Genomic DNA, 18,938 nt, shown 5'->3' with positions numbered 1-18,938 from the left:
TTTTATTATTGATTCTTCTGTTGGAAGATTTTCAATAGCCGTTTTTAGTTCAGTAAATTAAGTTTCTTGGGTCGTTATCTGTGTTTTTTCTTCTGATTCTCTTTGTTTTAATTGCTTTAATTCTATATAGGCGTTTTGTAATTCAGCTTCTTTAAACGATTTGAATTTTACTTTGTGGGATTGTTCCAACTCGCGTAAATTGATTAACCTTTTTTGTTTGTTGGAAAGGTTTTGAATGTCTTTATTCAGGCTTTCATATTCTCTCAATATCTTTTCCAGTTCGGATTGCTCTTTTTGAAAGTTGGCAATAATATCTTCATCGGATTCTTCAAAGAGAAATTCTTTTAAATTTCTGGAAGACTGATTACCACTTAAATTCAGTGTCTTAGCTTTTGAAAAGGACTGTATAACTTTAGCGAAAGCTTTTAGATTTTTATCCTGGCTGAGATTGAGGGGTAATATGTTTTTATCATAAAGGAACTTATAATATGTGCTGACAGCATCATTGTTACTGAAGAAGTTCAATCGAAGATTATATTTTTCATAAAGGAACGTTGCCAAATCCTGTATTTCTACGATTTCTTTCGCTCCAGCCTCTTTTTCTTTTAATAAATCTTTGGCGAAAATCAGCTCTTCTTTTTCAATATCCAGTTCATTTATTTTTAGGTTTATATCCGCCTGTCTCGTAATGACAAAAGGGACCATACGTTTACCTTTCTGGCTATTTATCTGTATTCCGATGGCAATAAATTTACCGGCATTTACCTCAATATTCAAGAAACAGTAGGCACATTTTGTTTTATAGGGAAGGGTATTAATTTGTCTTTCTTCTTTTTTTACTCCATCAGTACCGAATTTGATAAGGTCTTTGTCATACACAAAAATCATTTGGAGTAAATCGGCAATGATTGATTTTCCGACACCATTTGGGCCAACAAAATCTGTTCTTGTTGGATGAAAGAGGTAATCGTGTATATAGTGTTTCAGAATACCAACTGTTGATAAGGAATAGATTCTTGGATAACTCATAGTAATTCATCATTTATAAGTCGGTGGCTAAATAATTCAAAATTCTGAAGCTCTTCCTGATACAATTTGGTTAATCGGTGTATAGCGGGTCTTATTTCAAAAACCAATGCTTCATTCCTTCCAGATTGCTTTTCCACCCACCCTAATTTATCAAAACTGTCTATCGTTTTTCCAAATTTGTTTTCTACTGTACTCCATTCTTTTTCATCATAAGACTCCCGTATATCGTTGAACAAAATTCTTTTGTATGCTTCCTGATGGTCATTTTCTAAAATGTGTGTTTTGATGTCATTCCAATGAATGATTTTTTCCTCGTCAAAATACTTTTGGTAATACATATCCAAAAGTGTCAATCCAATAAGTGTTTGTAATTCAGTAAGCTCTTTATTACGGCTTGCATCGCTTAATGTTCCTTTCCCATTTTCGGTGAAATCGAGATAGTAATATCGACTTCTATCAGAGATATCAGCAACAAGATTAAGCCTGTATAGGTTGATGTAAAAATTTCTCCACTGTTGTTCATAGTTTTCCAGTACGGTATATTCTGCGTAATACTTGTGGTCTATATGTTTGCCCGACAACAAAAGAATATTAATGTCCGCAAAATACTTTTCGACACTTTCCTCTGATAGGAAAGAATAATCGCTTATTTCATAATTCTCGTTTTCCACAGGGATAGGTTTTGTTTAGGTAAAGAAATAATTTTTTGTTCTACCTCGATCAATACATTGCGGTTCTCTGAAGCGTACGCTGTCATACTGGATGCTACCTGATACGCAATAGACAGGTCTTTTTCTTCATCCACAATATTCTTCATCAGTTCATCTATAGATAATTGCCCTTTGTTTTCCAGAATATCTTTAGCTTTATCAACCCATAGATTAATGATTTGCTGACGGTTGATCTCTGTTGCTATTTTCAGCTTTTCACTATGTTCATATGTTTCATCAGTTTCAACGTTTACAATGAAATTAGGCTTTGGCTGTTCAAAGTCGTAATATCTTGGGTACAACATCCGGACAGGCTCATGCACCAATTGCTTAAGTGGAAAATTGCTAGTGAAGCTAACACCCTCAGCAGTGTATTGAGAACTTTCCAAAACGGTTCGATGCAGTTTTTTTATTTGTACTCTTAAAAAGGCTCTGGCAGAAAACTGTTCCTGCAACTCAGTCAGTTTTTCACTGGCGTGGTTGATTTGTCTGCGGATGATTTGTACTTTTCGGTCTGTCGAATTGAAAAACTCCCTTATATCTGTATAAATTTCCTGGGCCTTTTCCCAATCACTCTTACTTTTCTGTACAGTGTCTATATTGAGCCTTCCATCGTCTTCCATCTTTCTATAAAATCGATCGACCACATTTAGCAGGTCACCAAGAAATTTGTCTTTCGAAATTATAGCTTCCGTGATATCTTCCGCTCTTTCTCCAAACTTTCTAAAGACAACAGTAAACGCTCTGACTAACACAGTTGCACTTTGTTGGTCTTCTTTTCGTAGAATATCGTTTAGTTCTACATATGCATCCCTTAATTCATCTTCCAATGCTTCTAAGTGGTCGGTAATGATTTTCTTTGAGCCTTGTATAAATATTCTTCCGAATTTTCTTTCAAGCTCTTCAATAGTATTGATTTCACCGTGCCGTATCGTAAATGAGTCCTGAACACTTTTTTTAAGTGGATGATTCTTGTACGGATTCTCTAATTTGCTTACCATCAAATCCACTACATTTTTAGCATAGTCTGTCAGGTAATATTTCCAGGGTTCATCCGGATGGCTTCGTAGGAAATAATGGAAAAGATTGTCTTTGATGTTAGGCCACGGACGAATCGAATCCAAATCAAATTCAGCTTTTATATCCGCTATAATTTCATTTATCGCCTTTTGTGTGAAGTATTCTTCAATTTCACGGTTTTTGATTTTTTCATAAAGTGTAATAATCAAATATCCTCCATCAAATTTTGATGGAAGAAGGAGGTTGTATTTGGTGTAAAGATCTTTATATTGCATAAGATGCATAATCAACTATTGATTTTGACTTGCTTTTTGCTGAGGATAAAACTTCAAGTGCCTCCCCTCTGATTCTGACCTCATCGGTAAGTATCTCCAGCTTATACTCTTCTGCCGCGCCGATCATGGACTTAGATTTGTGGTCAGCCTCCTGAAGAATTTCAGCTGCTTTTTTTTCCGTATCAACGATTCCCTGGTATTTGCTTAAGTCAGCAATTTGAGAGGTGAGATTCAACACCGTATTATTGATCTGCTGATTCGTTTCGGACAGGGTGGAATTGGCTGATGTTAACCCGTTATTTTGGTTTTTGAATTCGGTGATTTCTTTATTTTTCCGATTAATTTTAGTTGCAAAAGCAATGATGAGCAGAAAAATAACAAGTGATAAAAATAAGGTCATGCAGCGGGTATTTTAAGGTATGTTGAACCGGGATGATTATTTTTTAAAAATAAGATATTTTAAGCGAAAGTTGTTTATGGTTTTCCGTAATGGAAAAGCATGAAATGGCTTTTGGGCACAGTAAATCTTTTTATTCTTAAAAGTCTATCTAAATACAGCAAGCATTCCCTGACTACTTTTCCTCTGGAAAGGATGTAAAAAAAATGAACAGAAAAGAACAGATGGATACCTTGCGTGATGAACAGGCTTTATTATCCAGGTATGGCTTACAGACGCACCCTTCATGTAACTCAAGTTTCGCACCTTGACTCAGATGCAGACTTATTTGTGAGCACTACAATAGGGGATGCAGGTAAAAGCACGGATTAATTATCCTGCGTAGCTGCATGACTTATAAAAAGTTGATCTCTTTCTATAAAAAAAGTTTGTGTTTTGTAAGTTTATTGTTTAATTTTGTCGTTAAATAGGATTGGGCTTTTCCCGGTCGGCAAAAAAACTTTGGTATACACCAGGGTTTTTTGCTTTTAAGGAAACGCTTGTGGTTAAGCTTTTAGTTATAATGACAAATGAAATATGGGCTGGGACCGCGAGAATATTTGAGCTATTAAGTCCGATATGTCACCATAAATGATTGTTGAAACGTGAAAAGAATTATCATTTTATTTCTTATTTATCCCCTCCATTTGCATTATGGTAATACTGTTTTTCGTGATGTATTTTTGATTAGGATGACGGTCCGAATATAATTTGGTAAGCCTTTCTGTAGCAATCATTTTTGGCAGTATATCGTTTTTTAAATATTTTTCAGACTTACTTATTTCACAAGCGATCTCCGCAACTGATTTATATTCAAGAGCACATATTTCTTCTATCTTTTTTGCTAAATCATCATATTTAAATCTTCTCTGTTTCGCAGTACTGTCCATATTAACTAAAGCATCTACTTTGGTAAGTCGCTGTAGATTATCACTAATAGCATCCTTGGAACTGTCCATATTAGAACTGTCCATATTAGAACTGTCCATACTAATAAGAGGATTCGCCTGCGCTATAGTTTTATCACTGTAGTTCAAATGATAAGCTGTCCACCTTCCTTTATTTTCTGAAACCAAGTACTCATTTTTACATAAGTCCTGCAGCATTTTGGTAATATCGGTTTTATGCTTCTCCACCAGAAACTGCAATCTATTATTTGTAATATCACCTTCAATATGGCATACCGCCAAGGCCGTTAGCTCATCTTTGCCCAGCATTTCCACTTGATCGCCAAACATCTCCTTTAAATCGGATAAAGTTTCCTCGGGGATAATACTGAACAAAGGCATTTCCAAAGTAATGCGGTCAGGCTCTCCATCTATGATAATATAAGGTCTGCGCCAATGAGAAGAGTTCCAGCCTGATAATATCTTGCTTACCCCACTACCTGCCTTCTCTGCCGTACCCATCATAAGAAACATTTTTTGGAGATTAGTATTCCTACACTGACTAATACCTCCTTTGTAAAACTGTGATAACGTAACCAGCAGGGTTCCAGGATTTATAAATGAAAATGAGTTAGAGGAACTTTGGATTATAATACTGCCGGGAGCACTATAATCGGTATGAATTAAAGCGTTCACAAAGGCTTCCCGTAAAGCGGTATGGGCAGGAGTATCTTCGAGCCTTTGGCCTTTACTTAATTGAAACGGTTTGGGTAACCGGGAAGATAGTTTGGGATAAACTAATTTGTAAAACTGAAACAAATTGGTCTCCCACGTTCCGTCCGGATATATCCTGTCTGTCCACCGTATATCTTCGCCTTCTGCAAGAATTTCCCTGTATTCCGGAAAAAACTTCGGACAGCACTCCTCGTCGGTAATACTAAGAAATTTGCCGAACATTAAAATTCCTGCAACGGTAAAACCTTCCTTGTGAGAACGGCGGTCTTTTCTGTAGGCTCCCAGCTGCTCTAAAAACTCAATATCGTCTAGTGATAACCACGGATGAGAAGGCCGTAACGTAGCAAATATCTGCCTGTACTGTTTCAGGGATGCCTGATCGATGTCCGTTATATTATAGCCATCTAAAATTCTACTGTCCGGACTAAATGATAAGTCGGCATCAGCAAGCATTCTTCTAACTTCTTCATCCTTACAAACATAATCTCCATCATAATTACGTTTATAGGTATTACCAAAAGGATTCGGAGTAAGGTGAACAGGTTTCTGCTTTCGTTCAGCAGGTGGCACGTTGAAACACAAAACCTTATTTCCATTCAGTTTATATTCCATGACATCACTATTTTTCATGATGTTTACAGACACATTGCTGCGATTATTAACTCCATTCCAGAATTCTTTTTGATATTTGACCAACGTTTCTTCAGGGAGTCCATCATAAAAAAAACGGCCCCGTTTCTCACGCACTCCCAAAACGATTATACCGCCATTTGTATTTGCAAATGAAGAATATGTTTTCCAAAAGTCTTTGGGAAATCCCCCTGCGGCAGATTTAAACTCTATTTCATCTGATTCAGAAGTTGGAAATAAATCAGTTTGAATTTGAAATGTAGATTCATCTAATGTGGAGAAAAGTTCCAGTTGTTTTGCCATAAGTGTTATAGAATTCTGATATCAAATTTAGATATTTTATCGCTAGCTGAGAATGACACCGAAAAGCTAATAATTACATTCTTTAAATATTACAGTAAATATACTGATTACACAATATGTTTGAATCACAGCAAAATGCACATTCCTATCCGACTATTATTTTAAACGCGGCAAAGATTGTTTTCCCGGCAATCTTCTGTGATCTTGATTTTGACATGCGGTTGTGGTTTGCTACTCCAATTGCCGTGGAAAGAGCGATTGGTTTAGATTTTAAAAATAGTAAAAATGTGGGAGATTTAAGGTTAAACTGTCCCCATCTCTAACTGAAGGAAAGCTGCGCCGCAGATCCTATAAAACTCAACTAAACAGAGGAAGAGCAACGCCTGTCACCGCGCTGCTACCCGCGAACTGACAGTTGTTATTTTTATCATCCTGGGAATACAAAGCAATCAACCACTTCGAACTATCTGTTCAGGACGAAAATTGCGCAGCAAAATAGACTGAGAAACAAATCACTAACTTTGGTCTGATTAACAAGATATCAGCATATCATCCTGCCAACAAAAATGGCCTGTACTAGCGGTCATGGCAAGGTGACTGAGAATAACCACTACCAGACAAGTGAAATGAACATTATAACTCACCATATCAACAACAAAAAAATAGCAGAAATACTTACGGACGAAATAGTTTTAATAACCACCGAAGATGGGTTAGATCTATTAGGCAATTTAAGCTATCAAGGATTTGACAAAATTATAATTCACTCCAGGAACATTATCCCGGACTTTTTTGACTTAAAAACTAAAATTGCGGGAGATATCCTTCAAAAGTTCGCACAGTATGAAATGCCTTTGGCAATTGTCGGAGATTTTTCAATGTATAACAGCAAGAGTTTAAATGACTTCATTTATGAAAGCAACAAAAGAAAATAAATCAACTTTGTCACTTCTCAACCGGAAGCACTAAAAGTACTGGCAGACTAATGAACACAGAGAGTTAACGCAGTAACCAAAGTGACCAGTTATGGGGAAACTTTCCGGGGAGTATCTGTTCAGTTGCCGAGCACGGGGAATTCAATGTCAATGATTCTGCACAAGTATGCAAATTCACAATCCGCCTGTTCCTTACTGACCGGCACCGGTTTAGCGAAAAAAAAGTCGGGCGTGACCGGGACTACGTAGCGTTCGCCAAAAAATTTTATCATCACCGCCCGGTTTTCATTAATGACGCGACACAAGTCCCCATTGAGTTTTCGAACGAAACCCCGTGACTGACAATACTCTATGAAATCAAAACAACTGTTTTCCATTATGACCCGCGTGAACTACAAATATAAAGCTTTTATGTTGTGAATCTCATAAATAATACACATTCCGAAAGCAGGGATTGGCTATTTCAACAGGCCTAACAATTTTCACTGTCCCATCCTATTAAGTGGATACCGCATCCCTTCTTTCTAAGAACCGGATACAGGGGGTACAGAAATTTGTAGTAAGCGAGCACAAGTTTCTTTTGACACTGCATTTGTGCAGTGCGTTAAAACATATACTGCATTTATGAGGAGAAACCCATTAAAACCTTCGTGTCCGCACAAAGGTCCAACCGAAAAAGAACCATCCGTACCCGTAAGATTTCGTAGAGTTCCGGACGAACAACTGATTCCGGATAAAGAAGTTTTCAGTTAACTTTATACGACAAATGCAGGTGTTTCAATTAATTTTCATAACTATGTAAAGCATAATTTAAACTATCAGGTATGCCATTAAATGAAAAAGGTGATGCTGTATGTATCAATCACCCGGAATCTGTGATGAAGAACCAGAGTTTTGTACAGTTGCCACATATAATGATAGGCGCGGACGAAGGAGGTAACAGGAAATTCTTCATCTAAACACAGGACTTCCCGCAATGGTGCGATTTTGCAGCAAGTGCAGGTATCTGGAAATGTACACCATCAAAGAAGAAAACAAGAAACCGCAAGCTTAAGCAAAGTTTGACTTAGGTGACGGTCTGCCAAGTGGATTGTTATGTCCCGGAATGTAGCTGCTGGACCTTTGCCGACCGTCCTTATTACGTGGGACTTAAACCGATAAGGAGTTAACTGCTGTACCCTCATCGATCGGTAAACAGCGTGTCTAAACCTGGACCTGTCTACTTTCTTCATTACCCATTGTACCTCAACTAAAAAATTAAATAACCAAGCCTGAATTAAGGGTTGCCCATTGCCGCGCTGTGGCCGCCCTATCCCACTACCTGAGTAAGATTTTCTGTTCTAACATCAATGTTAAATAGCAGAGTGATCAGCAGCTTACAGTCCATACGAATTATTTGTACATTCGTCTTAGCTATTATATAAGATGTCTCGCGCTAATTCCCATTTTACCCTCTCGGAACTGAACGACCTTATACACGCGGCCATTAACGGTGCGCTGGGCAGCAGGTCTTTCTGGATAGTGGCGGACGTGACGGAGCACAGCCATAAAGAGGCCAGCGGTTACCATTATTTTGAATTTGTGGAGAAAGACCCGAGCACGAACAGGATCGTGGCCAAAATAAAAGGCAGCGCGTGGGGAAATGCTTCACAGAAGATCCGGGTTTTTGAAACTGTGACCGGACGTAAATTCACCAATAATATGCATGGACTGGCGAAGGTGCGCGTGAACTACCATAAGGTTTACGGGCTTTCGCTGGAGCTGGAGGAGATAGACCCTCATTTTACGCTTGGGGTGATTGAAGCGAAGCGTCAGGAAACGCTGCGCAGGCTTGTAAGCGGGTATCGGGATACTGCTGAACAGGGTGCTGCTGTACGGTTCCTATTCCTTCAATAATTTTTTAACCACAGTACGGCCATTTGATTTTATATGGATGAAGTAGATCCCTGTAGTAAGCTGTTTAATACTGACAGGTTGATTAACAGATCTGAGAGCTGAAATCAATTTTCCTTCCGCAGTATATATTTTTACCTCCTCTACTGGATATTTAGAATTTACTGAGAAGAAATCCTTTCCCGGATTAGGATAAACAAACAGCTCATTTTGGATTAACTGTTGATTCTCCGCTGTGCCCAGCAGACCGGCATTTAATTTTACAAGCCAGAGGTCCGGAGTGATATAAGGATTTCCCAGAACATCTCCATCGCCATGCTGTGAAGCTGTAGAACCCAGAGCTACGAAACCACCCCCATCGGCTTCAACTATATCATATCCGCGTTCAATTTTAGAACCACCAAGCGGTCTTTGCCATTCCACTGTTCCGCTGCCGGAAATTTTTAAAACCCATATATCTGATAAATTATGAGAACCAACAACATCACCATTATTAGAATAGGTATCACCAATAACTATATAACCGTTATCCTGTGTCTGTTTTATCTGCCGCGGATAGTCGGAACCGGAGCCCCCATAACATTTTTTCCACTGAATAATTCCACCAGAATCAATTTTCAATACCCAAAAATCTTCGGGACCGCCTTTGAAATCTGTTATATCTCCACCATACGAACCTACCTTCCCGGTAATGACATAGCCACCGTCTGCCGTTTTTGCAATTGATCTTCCTATATCTTCTGTTGGCCCTCCGTAATATTTACTCCACATCACATTTCCGGAAAGATCAATTTTATAAACCCAAAAATCAGGATATCTCACCCCACTTCCATTGGGGTGATAGCCGGCATTAAGAAGATCACCGTTTTCTGAATTTGAATTCCCGGCGATAACAAAACCATCGCTGACACTTACTACTGAACTGGCATAATCATAGCCCGAACCGCCAAAATTTTTAGCCCACAACAGTGTACCCTGGTGGCTGTATAATGCTGCATATGCATCTGTTGCTCCTTTATTCGCAGGGATGTTTTCATCATTAGAAAAAGAATGGCCGACCAACAAGAAGCCCTGAGAAGTTTCAACTACTGAAGCAGCAGATTCTTCTAAAGTGCCACCGAAATTCCGCTGCCATTCTATAGTTCCAACATTATTCAGTTTCACAATCCATGCATCTGTTGTGCTGATGTTTCCAAAATGACCTGTAAGGTCACCATTATTAGAACGGGTATCGGCAATTACGAGGTAACCACCATCATCCGTTGTTATTACAGCTGCTGCATTTTCCGCCCCGGTTCCTCCAAGACATTTGGACCATTGTATCACTCCTGTATTATTTGTCTTAACCAGCCACAAATCTATATTAGAACCATGTAAACCGGTTACATCTCTGTCCGAAGAATTTGTCTGTCCTAAAAGAATATAACCACCATCGGGAGTCTTTTGCATTGATATTCCATGATCCACGTAACTTCCACCGTGATTCTTCTGCCACTCAACAGGTATTGTTTGCGCCGAAAAATATGAAGAGAAAAATATAATAATAAACACTATTAATGTGCTGCTTTTTATCATTTTAATAACTTTTTTGCGAAGTTAAACATTTAAAAGGAATATAATCCTTCCTGAAAACTGATTCTTTTTGAAAGGTAACTGCCCCGGTATTACGCAACCATTGTGCGCTTAGATTTACAACTGTTCACTACTACCGGGGAAACTCTTTTAGATATTAGTAATAAAATTCCTAAAAAAACCGCACAGCAGCCAACTCTTCGCCCTTAATTTGCATTTTTTTAGTATATGCCTGATCTGGATGATCTGGCATTTCAGAATATTGAAATTCGGGTTCTCCGTTTTCAATCATTCGTTCAGGAACTTACGTTTTTAAATAATCCTCACGCTTTAAAAGTATCCGTGCTCCGTGAACTTAAAATATCGGCCCGTACAAATATCCTTCATAATTGATTTGAGAATCATTATCGTTAACCCTTTGACCCAAACCAGCAATTTTCAGCTTTAGTGCTGTACTTATTCCTGTATCAGCCAGTGTACTAACAGCATCAGCTTGTGTACTAAGAAAAATAACTGGTGTACTAAGACCATTAGCTGGTGCACTAACACCATCAACTTGTGCACGAAGAGTGCTCAACTGATATAAATCAATATGTACCTATTTTTCCTGGATATAACAGGTTGCTTTTCGTGCGCAAATCGAAATATACAGATTACAGCAATATTGAATCACAGCAAAATTTGTAAATTCGTGTCCCAATTATCATTAATAGCAGACCACCTACCCCTCCCGGAACTGAAGGGCCTTATACAGACCGGCGCTCAACAGTGCGCTGGGGAGCCGGTCGTTCTGGATCGTGGCGGATGTGACGGAGCACAGCCATAAAGAGGCCAGCGGTTATCATTATTTTGAATTTGTGGAGAAAGACGCGATCACGAACAGGATCGTGGCCAAAATAAAAGGCAGCGCGTGGGGAAATGCCTCGCAGAAGATCCGGTTTTTTTTAACTGTGACCGGACGGAAATTCACCAATAACATGCATGTACTGGCGAAGGTGCGCGTGAACTACCATAAGGTTTACGGGCTTTCGCTGGAGCTGGAGGAGGTAGACCCTCATTATACTTTAGGAGTAATAGAAGCGAAACGGCAGGAAACGCTGCACAGGCTTGTTACCGGGTATCCGGATACCATTGAACTGATTGGCAGCACTTACCAGACACGAAACGGGAGGATGGAACTGCCGCCTGTGATTTCGCGGCTGGCCGTGATCTCTTCGGAGACATAGGCAGGGATTTGGGATTTCAAGCATACCCTGCTCCACAACCCGTACGGCTACCGTTTTCAGATGGATGACTATTTTACGTCGGTACAGAACGAGGCCAATGCGCACCTGTTCCTGAGCAAGCTGCTTGAGGTGTACCATTCGGGCCTCCCCTACGATGCTGTGGTGATTAACCGCGGGGGCGGTTCGCAGACCGATTTCCTGATCTTCGACGACTTCAAGATCGGGCTGGCCATCGCCAAATTTCCCATTCCCGTGATTACGGGCATAGGGCACCAGAAGAACGAGACCATTGCCGACCTTATGGCGCATACGAACACGAAGACCCCGACAAAAGCGGCAGAGTTTATCATTACCCATAACAAGGCTTTTGAAGACCGCCTTGTGCTTCTTCAGAAGCAGATCGTCATCCGCTCGCAGGCTTTTCTGGCGAAGGAGAAGAGCCTGTTCAGCAGCGTGCATGCAAGGGTGCTGAACCAGTCGCGGACGCTTCTTGAAAGGAATAAGGTTTCGCTTTCGAACCTGGAGCACCGGTTTACGTCGGCCGCCAAAGGAGAGCTTCATCTGGCGAGACGGCAGTTGGACGTGAAGCGCTACAGCCTGGAGGCGAGGCCGCAGGTGCTTTTGAGCTATGAAAGGCGGAACCTGGCAAAGTTGGCAGAGAACGTGTCGGCTTCGGCGGCGCGGAGGCTATCGACGGAACGAATCTTACTGAAGAACGCTGTGGCGGTGATTAAAGTAATGTCGCCGGAGAATATCCTGAAGAAAGGCTTTGCGATTGTGAAAAAAAACAATGAAATTACCAGTGATCCCGGGCAGTTTGTACCGGAATCTGAAATAGAAATTATCCTGCGGAACAAGAGCCTACGGGCGACTGTACATACCAATACTGAATATTATGGAAACGACTTTAACTTACCGGAAAGCCTTTGAGGAGCTTGAGGAAATCACGAAAGCCATTGAATCTGAAGAGGTCCCGGTGGATGACCTTGCGAAGAAGGTGAAGCGCGCGGCTGAACTGCTGGAGATCTGCAATGCACTGCTGAAAGCTACGGAGGAGGAGGTTAATAAGATTATTGAGCGGATTGGGGGATATAGTTAAGAGATGCGGGGTACGGGGGTGCGGATTTATATTTTGGGTTGTGGATTTTTAATTTTGGATTCTTCGGCAAGTAGAAATCCTTCACCTCGAATTGAAAATTGAGGAACTATCTTCCGGTTGTGGGAACATCACTCATAAAAATCAATACTCCAGGTATGGGTGAACGATTCCAGTACTTCTAATGGCGCTCTTACTCTGGCAGGATGGGGCTCCATTACCTTTGTACGCAGCGGAGCGTATTAATACCAGTTGCTTTATATCGATTTTCCCTTTTATATTTTGCTGTAAATATGCATCCGTTCCACCTCGTAGGATAGCCCCCTGCACATATTTTGCTATAGAGTGTCAAAAAAGAGTAGTGCCAATTCTTCCAGCTGCCGTATAAACACCGACTCCAGTAACCGTAAGCGGCAAGTCGGTAAATAAGAAACTTTCTACTTTAGCTATGTACTGTGCCACGGGGTTTGTAGCAATAGCCTCATGTAAACGGCTCCTTGCTTGCATACGGTTATACTCCTCCAACCTATTCCTATATTCGCGCTGAGCTTCACCCAATTCTTCCGAGGTGTAATCACCATGAGAACTGCTACCTGAACCTCCTGAACCTGAACCGCGACCTCCGCCAGAGCCGCTGTTCAAACCGCCGAAACTGCCAGGCATAATGTTACCGGTTGAAAAAGGAGTTGCTCCCACTTCAGTGATCTTTGTGTTTTACTTTTAGACTTTATAATTACAACTATAGTTACCCACGAAAATCGGACAGTAAGTTTAGTTGAAAAAAAACAATTAAATTTACGATATGTCACAGCGAAGAACTGCGAAGCACATCACGAGATCCGAATACAAATTAGAAAATTCGAGTAAAATTCAATTCAGGATTCAAATTTAAAGTAGTGGTGGACGCTTTAAGCGAGCGTTACACCGTGCAGGAACTTGCCCGCAAGCACGAACTGCACCCCAACCAGATTTCCACCTGGAAGAAGGAATTCTTGCAGAAAGGCGCCGATGTTTTTGGCAAAGAAACCTCTTTGGAGGAGAAAAAAGAGGATGTGGACAAGCTTTACACGGTGATCGGCCAGCAGAAAATGGAGATTGATTTTTTAAAAAAAGCCTTGTCATGAAACAGTCCCGTAGAGCCCGCAAAGCTCATATTGACAAGGCCAATGCACTTAGCGTCAAAAAACAGTGCGAAGTATTGCAGATTTCACGTAGCTCCCATTATTACAGGAAGGTTTCGCAAGGCAACCTGAACCTGAACCTGATGCGCCTGATTGATGAAGAGTTCCTGAACCGTCCGTGGAAAGGCGTTCCGAGAATGACCAACTGGCTACAGCAGGATATAGGGTATGCTATCAACAAAAAGCGTGTGGAAAGGCTTGATCGGTTAATGGGTTTGAGTGCTTCTGCACCTGGACCTGCCAGCTCTAAAAAAGGAAAAGGCAAGAAACACAAGATCTTCCCGTACCTTTTGAGAAATTTAAAGATTACAGCTCCCAATCAGGTCTGGGCAATGGATTTTACCTATATTCCAGTTCAGGGCGGCTATCTCTATCTTTGTGCGGTAATCGATCTGTACAGCCGATTGGTGATGGGCTGGAGCCTGAGCAACACGATGACTTCTGAATGGTGCCGCGATACCGTGGAGACGGCTATTGAGAGATACGGAAGACCCGAAATTTTAAACACCGACCAGGGAAGTCAGTTCACGGCAGATCTCTTCACCGAATTTATCACCAAACAAGGAATAGCCCTAAGCATGGATGGCAAAGGGCGGGCGTTGGATAATATTTTTATAGAAAGACTCTGGCGTAGTGTGAAATACGAGAATGTTTATCTGTATGCTTATCAGGATGGACGAGCATGCTATGACGGCCTGAAACAGTATTTTCGATATTACAACACGGAGAGAAGGCATCAGAGCCTTGCATACGAAGTGCCCGCGCAAGTCTATAACCGGGCAAAAAAGGAGGCAGCATAAATGAATATTCACACAGTTTTACACATTCCCACATTACACGGAAAAATCTTTGAAGGGATTTTTCCTATATGGAAATGTGCAAAACTGCTACCCTTAAAACCAGTAACAGTACAACTTAACTTTAAGATTTACTGTCCAAACTTAGGGGGTAACTATAATTGGTAGTATTTTTCTCACACCCAAAAAATGAAAGCAAAAAAATTAAAAATAATGTTTTGATTCTCATAAACTGTTAATTTGAATATTTTGTTTGAGCTTCCATTAATTTAAAATCTTTCATAAATTCTGTGTTTTCAAAAGATTGAGGATTAAAATCACATGTAGCAATAAATGTAGTCCACAATGTCATTAAATTTTCAGACTCTGAAAATGACAATCAATATTATGATAAATTAAGCTATTCAAAAAACAATATCCTCGTTATTATATCTAACTGGAATTCCTCTGCCGTAGTCCTCGATCCATCTACCATTTTCTTTTTTCATTATATATACACCTTTATCATCATTATCAAACCATAAAACAATTGCTTTATTTCCTTGATATATAATCCTAGACATCTTATAATCCCCAATAAAATTTTTATCTTTTTTTAATGGGGAATTTTTTTTTATTCTAATAAGATTTCTATACGAAGTTATTTTATTTAAATCCAATTTAACTGGTGGAAATTTGGATTTTGATGGAATAGTATTGAACCCCTCGATAGCAAAAAAGTAATTCAAAAAACCATTACTTTCATATGCGAAAAGCGTATCACTTAAAGTGTAATAATATTTACTTGAATAAACATTCTTAGTAGAATTGTATTTCTTCTTAAATTCCGCACTTTCTTTGTCATGAAAACCGGCAAATATACTATCATTAAGGTACTGTGATGTTGAAGGAGCAATATTCTCGTTTACTAAATACTGCATTATTTCATAATCATCCTTTATTATCTTATTTTTTTTTGAACATCCTAAAATAATTAAAAGAAGTAACAAATAGTTTAAAATTTTTATCATTTCTTTAAATTTATTTCTTTTTTTATTTCATCTAACTCTTGCTTTAAATTTCTTGATTCTATGGTGTTTATTGAATCATAAACTGCTTGATTAATTGTGTAATAATCGTCCCATAATGTCATTAAGTTCTCTCCATCCAATAATGCAAGTACATTACCATCTTTTATTGCTTTAGGCAAATCTTTATTTGCGTATAAAAATTTTACATAATTATATGCTTGCAAAAAACGTTTTCCATTAACTGAATCTGAATTTTTTATTTCTTGTTCTAAAAATGAGGATATATATGTAGATGTAATTGCATTTCCTAAACTAACACTGGTGCCCGCAACTTCACTCCATAAAAAAACACCTTCATGAATTATATAAGTTAATTTATAAAATGGAAGAATAATACTTAATGTCTCAACAAATTTCTGTATAATATCTTTCCAAGTTACATCTTCAGATATTCCTTCACTAAATCCTTTAAGAGCAAATGCTGGGATAGGCAATATCTTTCCCTCAGGAAGACCCAAATCCTTCTGTTCATATCTTATTAAAACATTTAACATTTCTTCATATTGAAAATCATTGTATAAATGTGAAAAGGGGTCTTCATTTGGATTAAATTGTATTGGTATTCCGGGATTACCACCGTAATAATCTATTTTATTAATATGAATTTTATCATTTAATAAAATAATCTCAGGGTCTGGTCCATATAGATTAATCAAATTCTTCTTGATTGTCCTTATTGGTACAGTATAATGTGCAGGTATTGTAGTAATATAATTTTCAAGTGCTTGTGTACCACCGCTTGTTAATACAGAATTATATTTTATTTTCATTAAATGTAAAACAAATCGTAAATTTCCAGTCTCATCAAACTTTTCCTCAAGGGCTTTAAATAAAATTGTATTATGCTGTTGATTTAATTCAAACATATGTTGATACAAAGCATATTCTTCATTTGGAGGAACAGTTTCTAAAAGCAACAGTGCAAATTCCTGTTCATCAACTTCATCTAAAAAATCCCATAATTCATGATAAGCTAATACCTCAAGCAAATTAACTCTGTCTTGGTAGGATAAGTTTTTTTTTAGGATATCTGGATGGTATTTCAATATATATTCAAAGTTTCTGTCTAGGTTATTTGTGTTAGAAGCAGCACTTACTGCATCGTCAAAATGTTGCTGCCAAATATTTTGAGTCATATTCATAAAACCTTCAAAATCTGCAATAGAACTTCCGTTTCCATGAACCTGTATGATTACGGAGTATATATAGCCCCAAAAGCCACCTGAAGAGACTGTAGCTGAAAATTTAGCTTTTTCAGCAATTTGTTCGTCAGGACTTAGTTCTAAAAATTGATTTGAATGAAACACGTAAACTTTATCTTGATCAACATTAAAAGTAAGTCCAGTTTGGTCAGATTGCATAATTCCATTATTTCCCCATTGAATATGAATGTAATTTCTGTTCTTACCCATTGGTTTGAAATAATTGATTCTCATCTCTTTAATTAAAAACGAATAACCCTCAGGTGTTTTAACCTGAACATTAGTGTAGTGCCACATTTCTGCTGAACCATTACTATGCTCGAGTTTTTCGCTGGAAAAAGTTCTGTACTTTATTATTTCCAAAAATTGGACAAATTTGTTCATTTTTACAATATATCTTGTTTTTCAAATGCTTTGTTCTCAAAATCAGCATATTCTTTCGATGCAAGAAAATTAATCTTAATTCCATATACATTTATTGGTAGTGATGGAAATATTTCTTCTAAATTACCCAAGGAATTTTCGTAAATAATGCCTAAAGAAAACTTGTAAAAAACCACATCATTTTCGAAGTCCATATTGTAATTGGTTTCATCGTTAAATTTAAATCTCACACTGTAGGCCTGTGCAGGAATCAATTGTTTTAAAATTTCAAATTCTTCATTGGTGATCCCTAAGTGAAAATATTCATTAATAATGGCGTCATTGTATTTTAGGGACAATGTTTTAAAGTCCACTCCATTTTCTGTTAACAAAAAAGAGTTTAAACTAAATTCCTTTTCTCCGTAAATAAATTCAAAGATTTTTTCTTTGGAAGATTTCAGTGATAAGTTATTAGGATTAAAAAACCGACTATTTTTTAAGTTAAGATTATCCGGAATTCTTAAAATATGGGATATAAATGTTTTTCTTCTTTTAGATACACTGTTGTTTGGGGTAATTAGTTTTTCACCAAAATCTGTGATAACTTTACTACCGACCAAAAAAACATCTTTGTAGCTTAGTAATGCAATAGGAGAAGTCTTATGGTATTCAAGAATACTAATTGAGCCTTCATCCTGTATTAAGTTTGATTTGGTATCAACTAATGAGAAAATCGAATGCAATAAGAAATAATTGCTTTTTTTAGATAGTGGGAAAACCTGATAATTATCAATCCCAAAATAATTACCAAGATATCCAATAAAGATAGGCTCAGATATCTGATAATTATTCACTTTTTCCAATGAGACTTCTATTTCATTTGTGTATCCAATCGGGTTTGTAGAATTTGTATCTATCAGTTCCTCACGATTAGCAAAATAAACAGACGTGGTATTCTCTAAATTTTTATTGAATGAGCATAATGCAGGAATGTTAAACTCTCTACTGTGCAAAAATTTCAAATATAATTTGTCCTGCTGCGCTCCAACATTTGAAATTTCCTCAATTGGCCAACTTTCAGTTCCAAACTTTTTTTCTATTAGATTACTTAAATCAAAACCAATTTTGAAGTTGTTTCCGTTTAAGTCATAGTTACCATAAAAATTATAGGATCTTTGCCTGTTACTTTGAATGTACAGGTAAACAGTATTTTTTGTCAGAAAATTACCAATCAGGGCATAAATGGTATCTGGATTTGTGGTAAGGCCTGACTGCGTATGTACTTTTCCTTTCCCTTGGGCATGCATGCCATAAAAAGCAGCAATATCAATGAACTGGGTAGCGCTTTCCCGTATGAGTTTCTTTAAAAAACCGGTATTGCTGTTAGCTGTTTCCAGCCTGTAATCCGTTGCAAGGGCGTAAGACAATGTAAGCTTGAAGGGGTTTGGGTCGTTCGGATCAAGCACAAAAGTTGGGGGGAAATATGATTAAGCTTTAATTTTGTGGGATGTTAAACAGCTACGAGATTTTAAAGTTATTACTGCCGGAATTTTTGGTGGAGTATTTTGATATTACAAA

Annotated in this window: 18 protein-coding genes; 9 read left to right on the top strand and 9 right to left on the bottom strand. The window is 38.2% G+C overall.

Features of this window, described 5'->3' with window-relative positions:
* Positions 1–57: 57 nt before the first annotated feature.
* The 5 genes from P0M11_RS08920 to P0M11_RS08900 all read right to left on the bottom strand — a co-directional run bounded on the left by P0M11_RS08920 (position 58) and on the right by P0M11_RS08900 (position 6,025).
* On the bottom strand, positions 58–1,029 hold the full coding sequence (locus tag P0M11_RS08920) for a hypothetical protein (protein WP_275625365.1): 972 nt from the start codon (positions 1,027–1,029) through the stop codon (positions 58–60).
* On the bottom strand, positions 1,026–1,700 hold the full coding sequence (locus tag P0M11_RS08915; RefSeq protein ID WP_275625364.1) for a hypothetical protein: 675 nt from the start codon (positions 1,698–1,700) through the stop codon (positions 1,026–1,028). Before P0M11_RS08915 ends, P0M11_RS08920 begins: the two co-directional genes overlap by 4 nt.
* The gene (locus tag P0M11_RS08910; protein ID WP_275625363.1) at positions 1,676–3,034 is read right to left on the bottom strand and encodes a hypothetical protein; all 1,359 of its coding nucleotides are present in this window, start codon (positions 3,032–3,034) and stop codon (positions 1,676–1,678) included. The genes P0M11_RS08915 and P0M11_RS08910 overlap by 25 nt, the downstream gene beginning before the upstream one ends.
* The gene (locus P0M11_RS08905) at positions 3,024–3,434 is read right to left on the bottom strand and encodes a hypothetical protein (protein WP_275625362.1); all 411 of its coding nucleotides are present in this window, start codon (positions 3,432–3,434) and stop codon (positions 3,024–3,026) included. The genes P0M11_RS08910 and P0M11_RS08905 overlap by 11 nt, the downstream gene beginning before the upstream one ends.
* 659 nt (positions 3,435–4,093) lie before the next feature.
* Positions 4,094–6,025 carry an RNA-binding domain-containing protein gene (locus P0M11_RS08900; RefSeq protein WP_275625361.1) on the bottom strand — a complete coding sequence of 644 codons (1,932 nt, stop codon included), beginning with the start codon at positions 6,023–6,025 and terminating at the stop codon, positions 4,094–4,096.
* Between the two features lie 116 nt (positions 6,026–6,141).
* Here P0M11_RS08900 and P0M11_RS08895 point away from each other — a divergent pair, with 116 nt between their 5' ends.
* The 4 genes from P0M11_RS08895 to P0M11_RS08880 all read left to right on the top strand — a co-directional run bounded on the left by P0M11_RS08895 (position 6,142) and on the right by P0M11_RS08880 (position 8,856).
* Positions 6,142–6,348 carry a hypothetical protein gene (locus P0M11_RS08895; protein ID WP_275625360.1) on the top strand — a complete coding sequence of 69 codons (207 nt, stop codon included), beginning with the start codon at positions 6,142–6,144 and terminating at the stop codon, positions 6,346–6,348.
* 243 nt (positions 6,349–6,591) lie between these two features.
* The gene (locus tag P0M11_RS08890) at positions 6,592–6,960 is read left to right on the top strand and encodes a DUF4180 domain-containing protein (protein ID WP_345774361.1); all 369 of its coding nucleotides are present in this window, start codon (positions 6,592–6,594) and stop codon (positions 6,958–6,960) included.
* Between the two features lie 824 nt (positions 6,961–7,784).
* A complete protein-coding gene (locus P0M11_RS08885) occupies positions 7,785–7,919 on the top strand; it encodes a hypothetical protein (RefSeq protein ID WP_275625359.1) in 135 nt (44 codons plus the stop codon).
* A gap of 466 nt (positions 7,920–8,385) precedes the next feature.
* Positions 8,386–8,856, top strand: a complete 471-nt coding sequence (locus tag P0M11_RS08880; RefSeq protein ID WP_275625358.1) for an exodeoxyribonuclease VII large subunit — start codon at positions 8,386–8,388, stop codon at positions 8,854–8,856.
* Here P0M11_RS08880 and P0M11_RS08875 read toward each other — a convergent pair.
* Positions 8,842–10,428 carry a T9SS type A sorting domain-containing protein gene (locus P0M11_RS08875; RefSeq protein ID WP_209816093.1) on the bottom strand — a complete coding sequence of 529 codons (1,587 nt, stop codon included), beginning with the start codon at positions 10,426–10,428 and terminating at the stop codon, positions 8,842–8,844. The genes P0M11_RS08880 and P0M11_RS08875 overlap by 15 nt on opposite strands.
* Positions 10,429–11,198: 770 nt before the next feature.
* On the opposite strand from P0M11_RS08875, the gene P0M11_RS08870 reads away from it, so the two are divergent.
* The 5 genes from P0M11_RS08870 to P0M11_RS08850 all read left to right on the top strand — a co-directional run bounded on the left by P0M11_RS08870 (position 11,199) and on the right by P0M11_RS08850 (position 14,728).
* The gene (locus tag P0M11_RS08870) at positions 11,199–11,651 is read left to right on the top strand and encodes an exodeoxyribonuclease VII large subunit (protein ID WP_345774364.1); all 453 of its coding nucleotides are present in this window, start codon (positions 11,199–11,201) and stop codon (positions 11,649–11,651) included.
* Positions 11,652–11,657: 6 nt separating this feature from the next.
* A complete protein-coding gene (locus P0M11_RS08865) occupies positions 11,658–12,581 on the top strand; it encodes an exodeoxyribonuclease VII large subunit (RefSeq protein WP_275625721.1) in 924 nt (307 codons plus the stop codon).
* Positions 12,547–12,750 (top strand): exodeoxyribonuclease VII small subunit, encoded by a 204-nt coding sequence (gene xseB / locus P0M11_RS08860; RefSeq protein WP_275625357.1) that lies wholly within the window; start codon positions 12,547–12,549, stop codon positions 12,748–12,750. The genes P0M11_RS08865 and xseB overlap by 35 nt, the downstream gene beginning before the upstream one ends.
* A gap of 854 nt (positions 12,751–13,604) precedes the next feature.
* A complete protein-coding gene (locus P0M11_RS08855) occupies positions 13,605–13,871 on the top strand; it encodes a transposase (RefSeq protein ID WP_275625720.1) in 267 nt (88 codons plus the stop codon).
* Positions 13,868–14,728 (top strand): IS3 family transposase, encoded by an 861-nt coding sequence (locus P0M11_RS08850; protein ID WP_275625356.1) that lies wholly within the window; start codon positions 13,868–13,870, stop codon positions 14,726–14,728. Before P0M11_RS08855 ends, P0M11_RS08850 begins: the two co-directional genes overlap by 4 nt.
* 401 nt (positions 14,729–15,129) lie before the next feature.
* Here the strand turns inward: P0M11_RS08850 and P0M11_RS08845 are convergent, their stop codons facing one another.
* From P0M11_RS08845 to P0M11_RS08835, 3 genes are read right to left on the bottom strand one after another with little or no spacing between them, the layout of a single operon-like run.
* Positions 15,130–15,735 (bottom strand): hypothetical protein, encoded by a 606-nt coding sequence (locus P0M11_RS08845; protein WP_275625355.1) that lies wholly within the window; start codon positions 15,733–15,735, stop codon positions 15,130–15,132.
* A complete protein-coding gene (locus P0M11_RS08840) occupies positions 15,732–17,381 on the bottom strand; it encodes a hypothetical protein (RefSeq protein ID WP_275625354.1) in 1,650 nt (549 codons plus the stop codon). Before P0M11_RS08840 ends, P0M11_RS08845 begins: the two co-directional genes overlap by 4 nt.
* A gap of 2 nt (positions 17,382–17,383) precedes the next feature.
* Entirely contained in the window at positions 17,384–18,826 is a 1,443-nt protein-coding gene (locus P0M11_RS08835) for a hypothetical protein (RefSeq protein ID WP_275625353.1), read from the bottom strand.
* Positions 18,827–18,938 lie beyond the last annotated feature (112 nt).

Origin of the sequence: Kaistella sp. PBT33-4 (genome assembly GCF_029194425.1) — a bacterium.
Taxonomy (GTDB): Bacteria; Bacteroidota; Bacteroidia; order Flavobacteriales; family Weeksellaceae; genus Marnyiella.
This window is presented reverse-complemented; position numbering and strand designations above follow the sequence as displayed.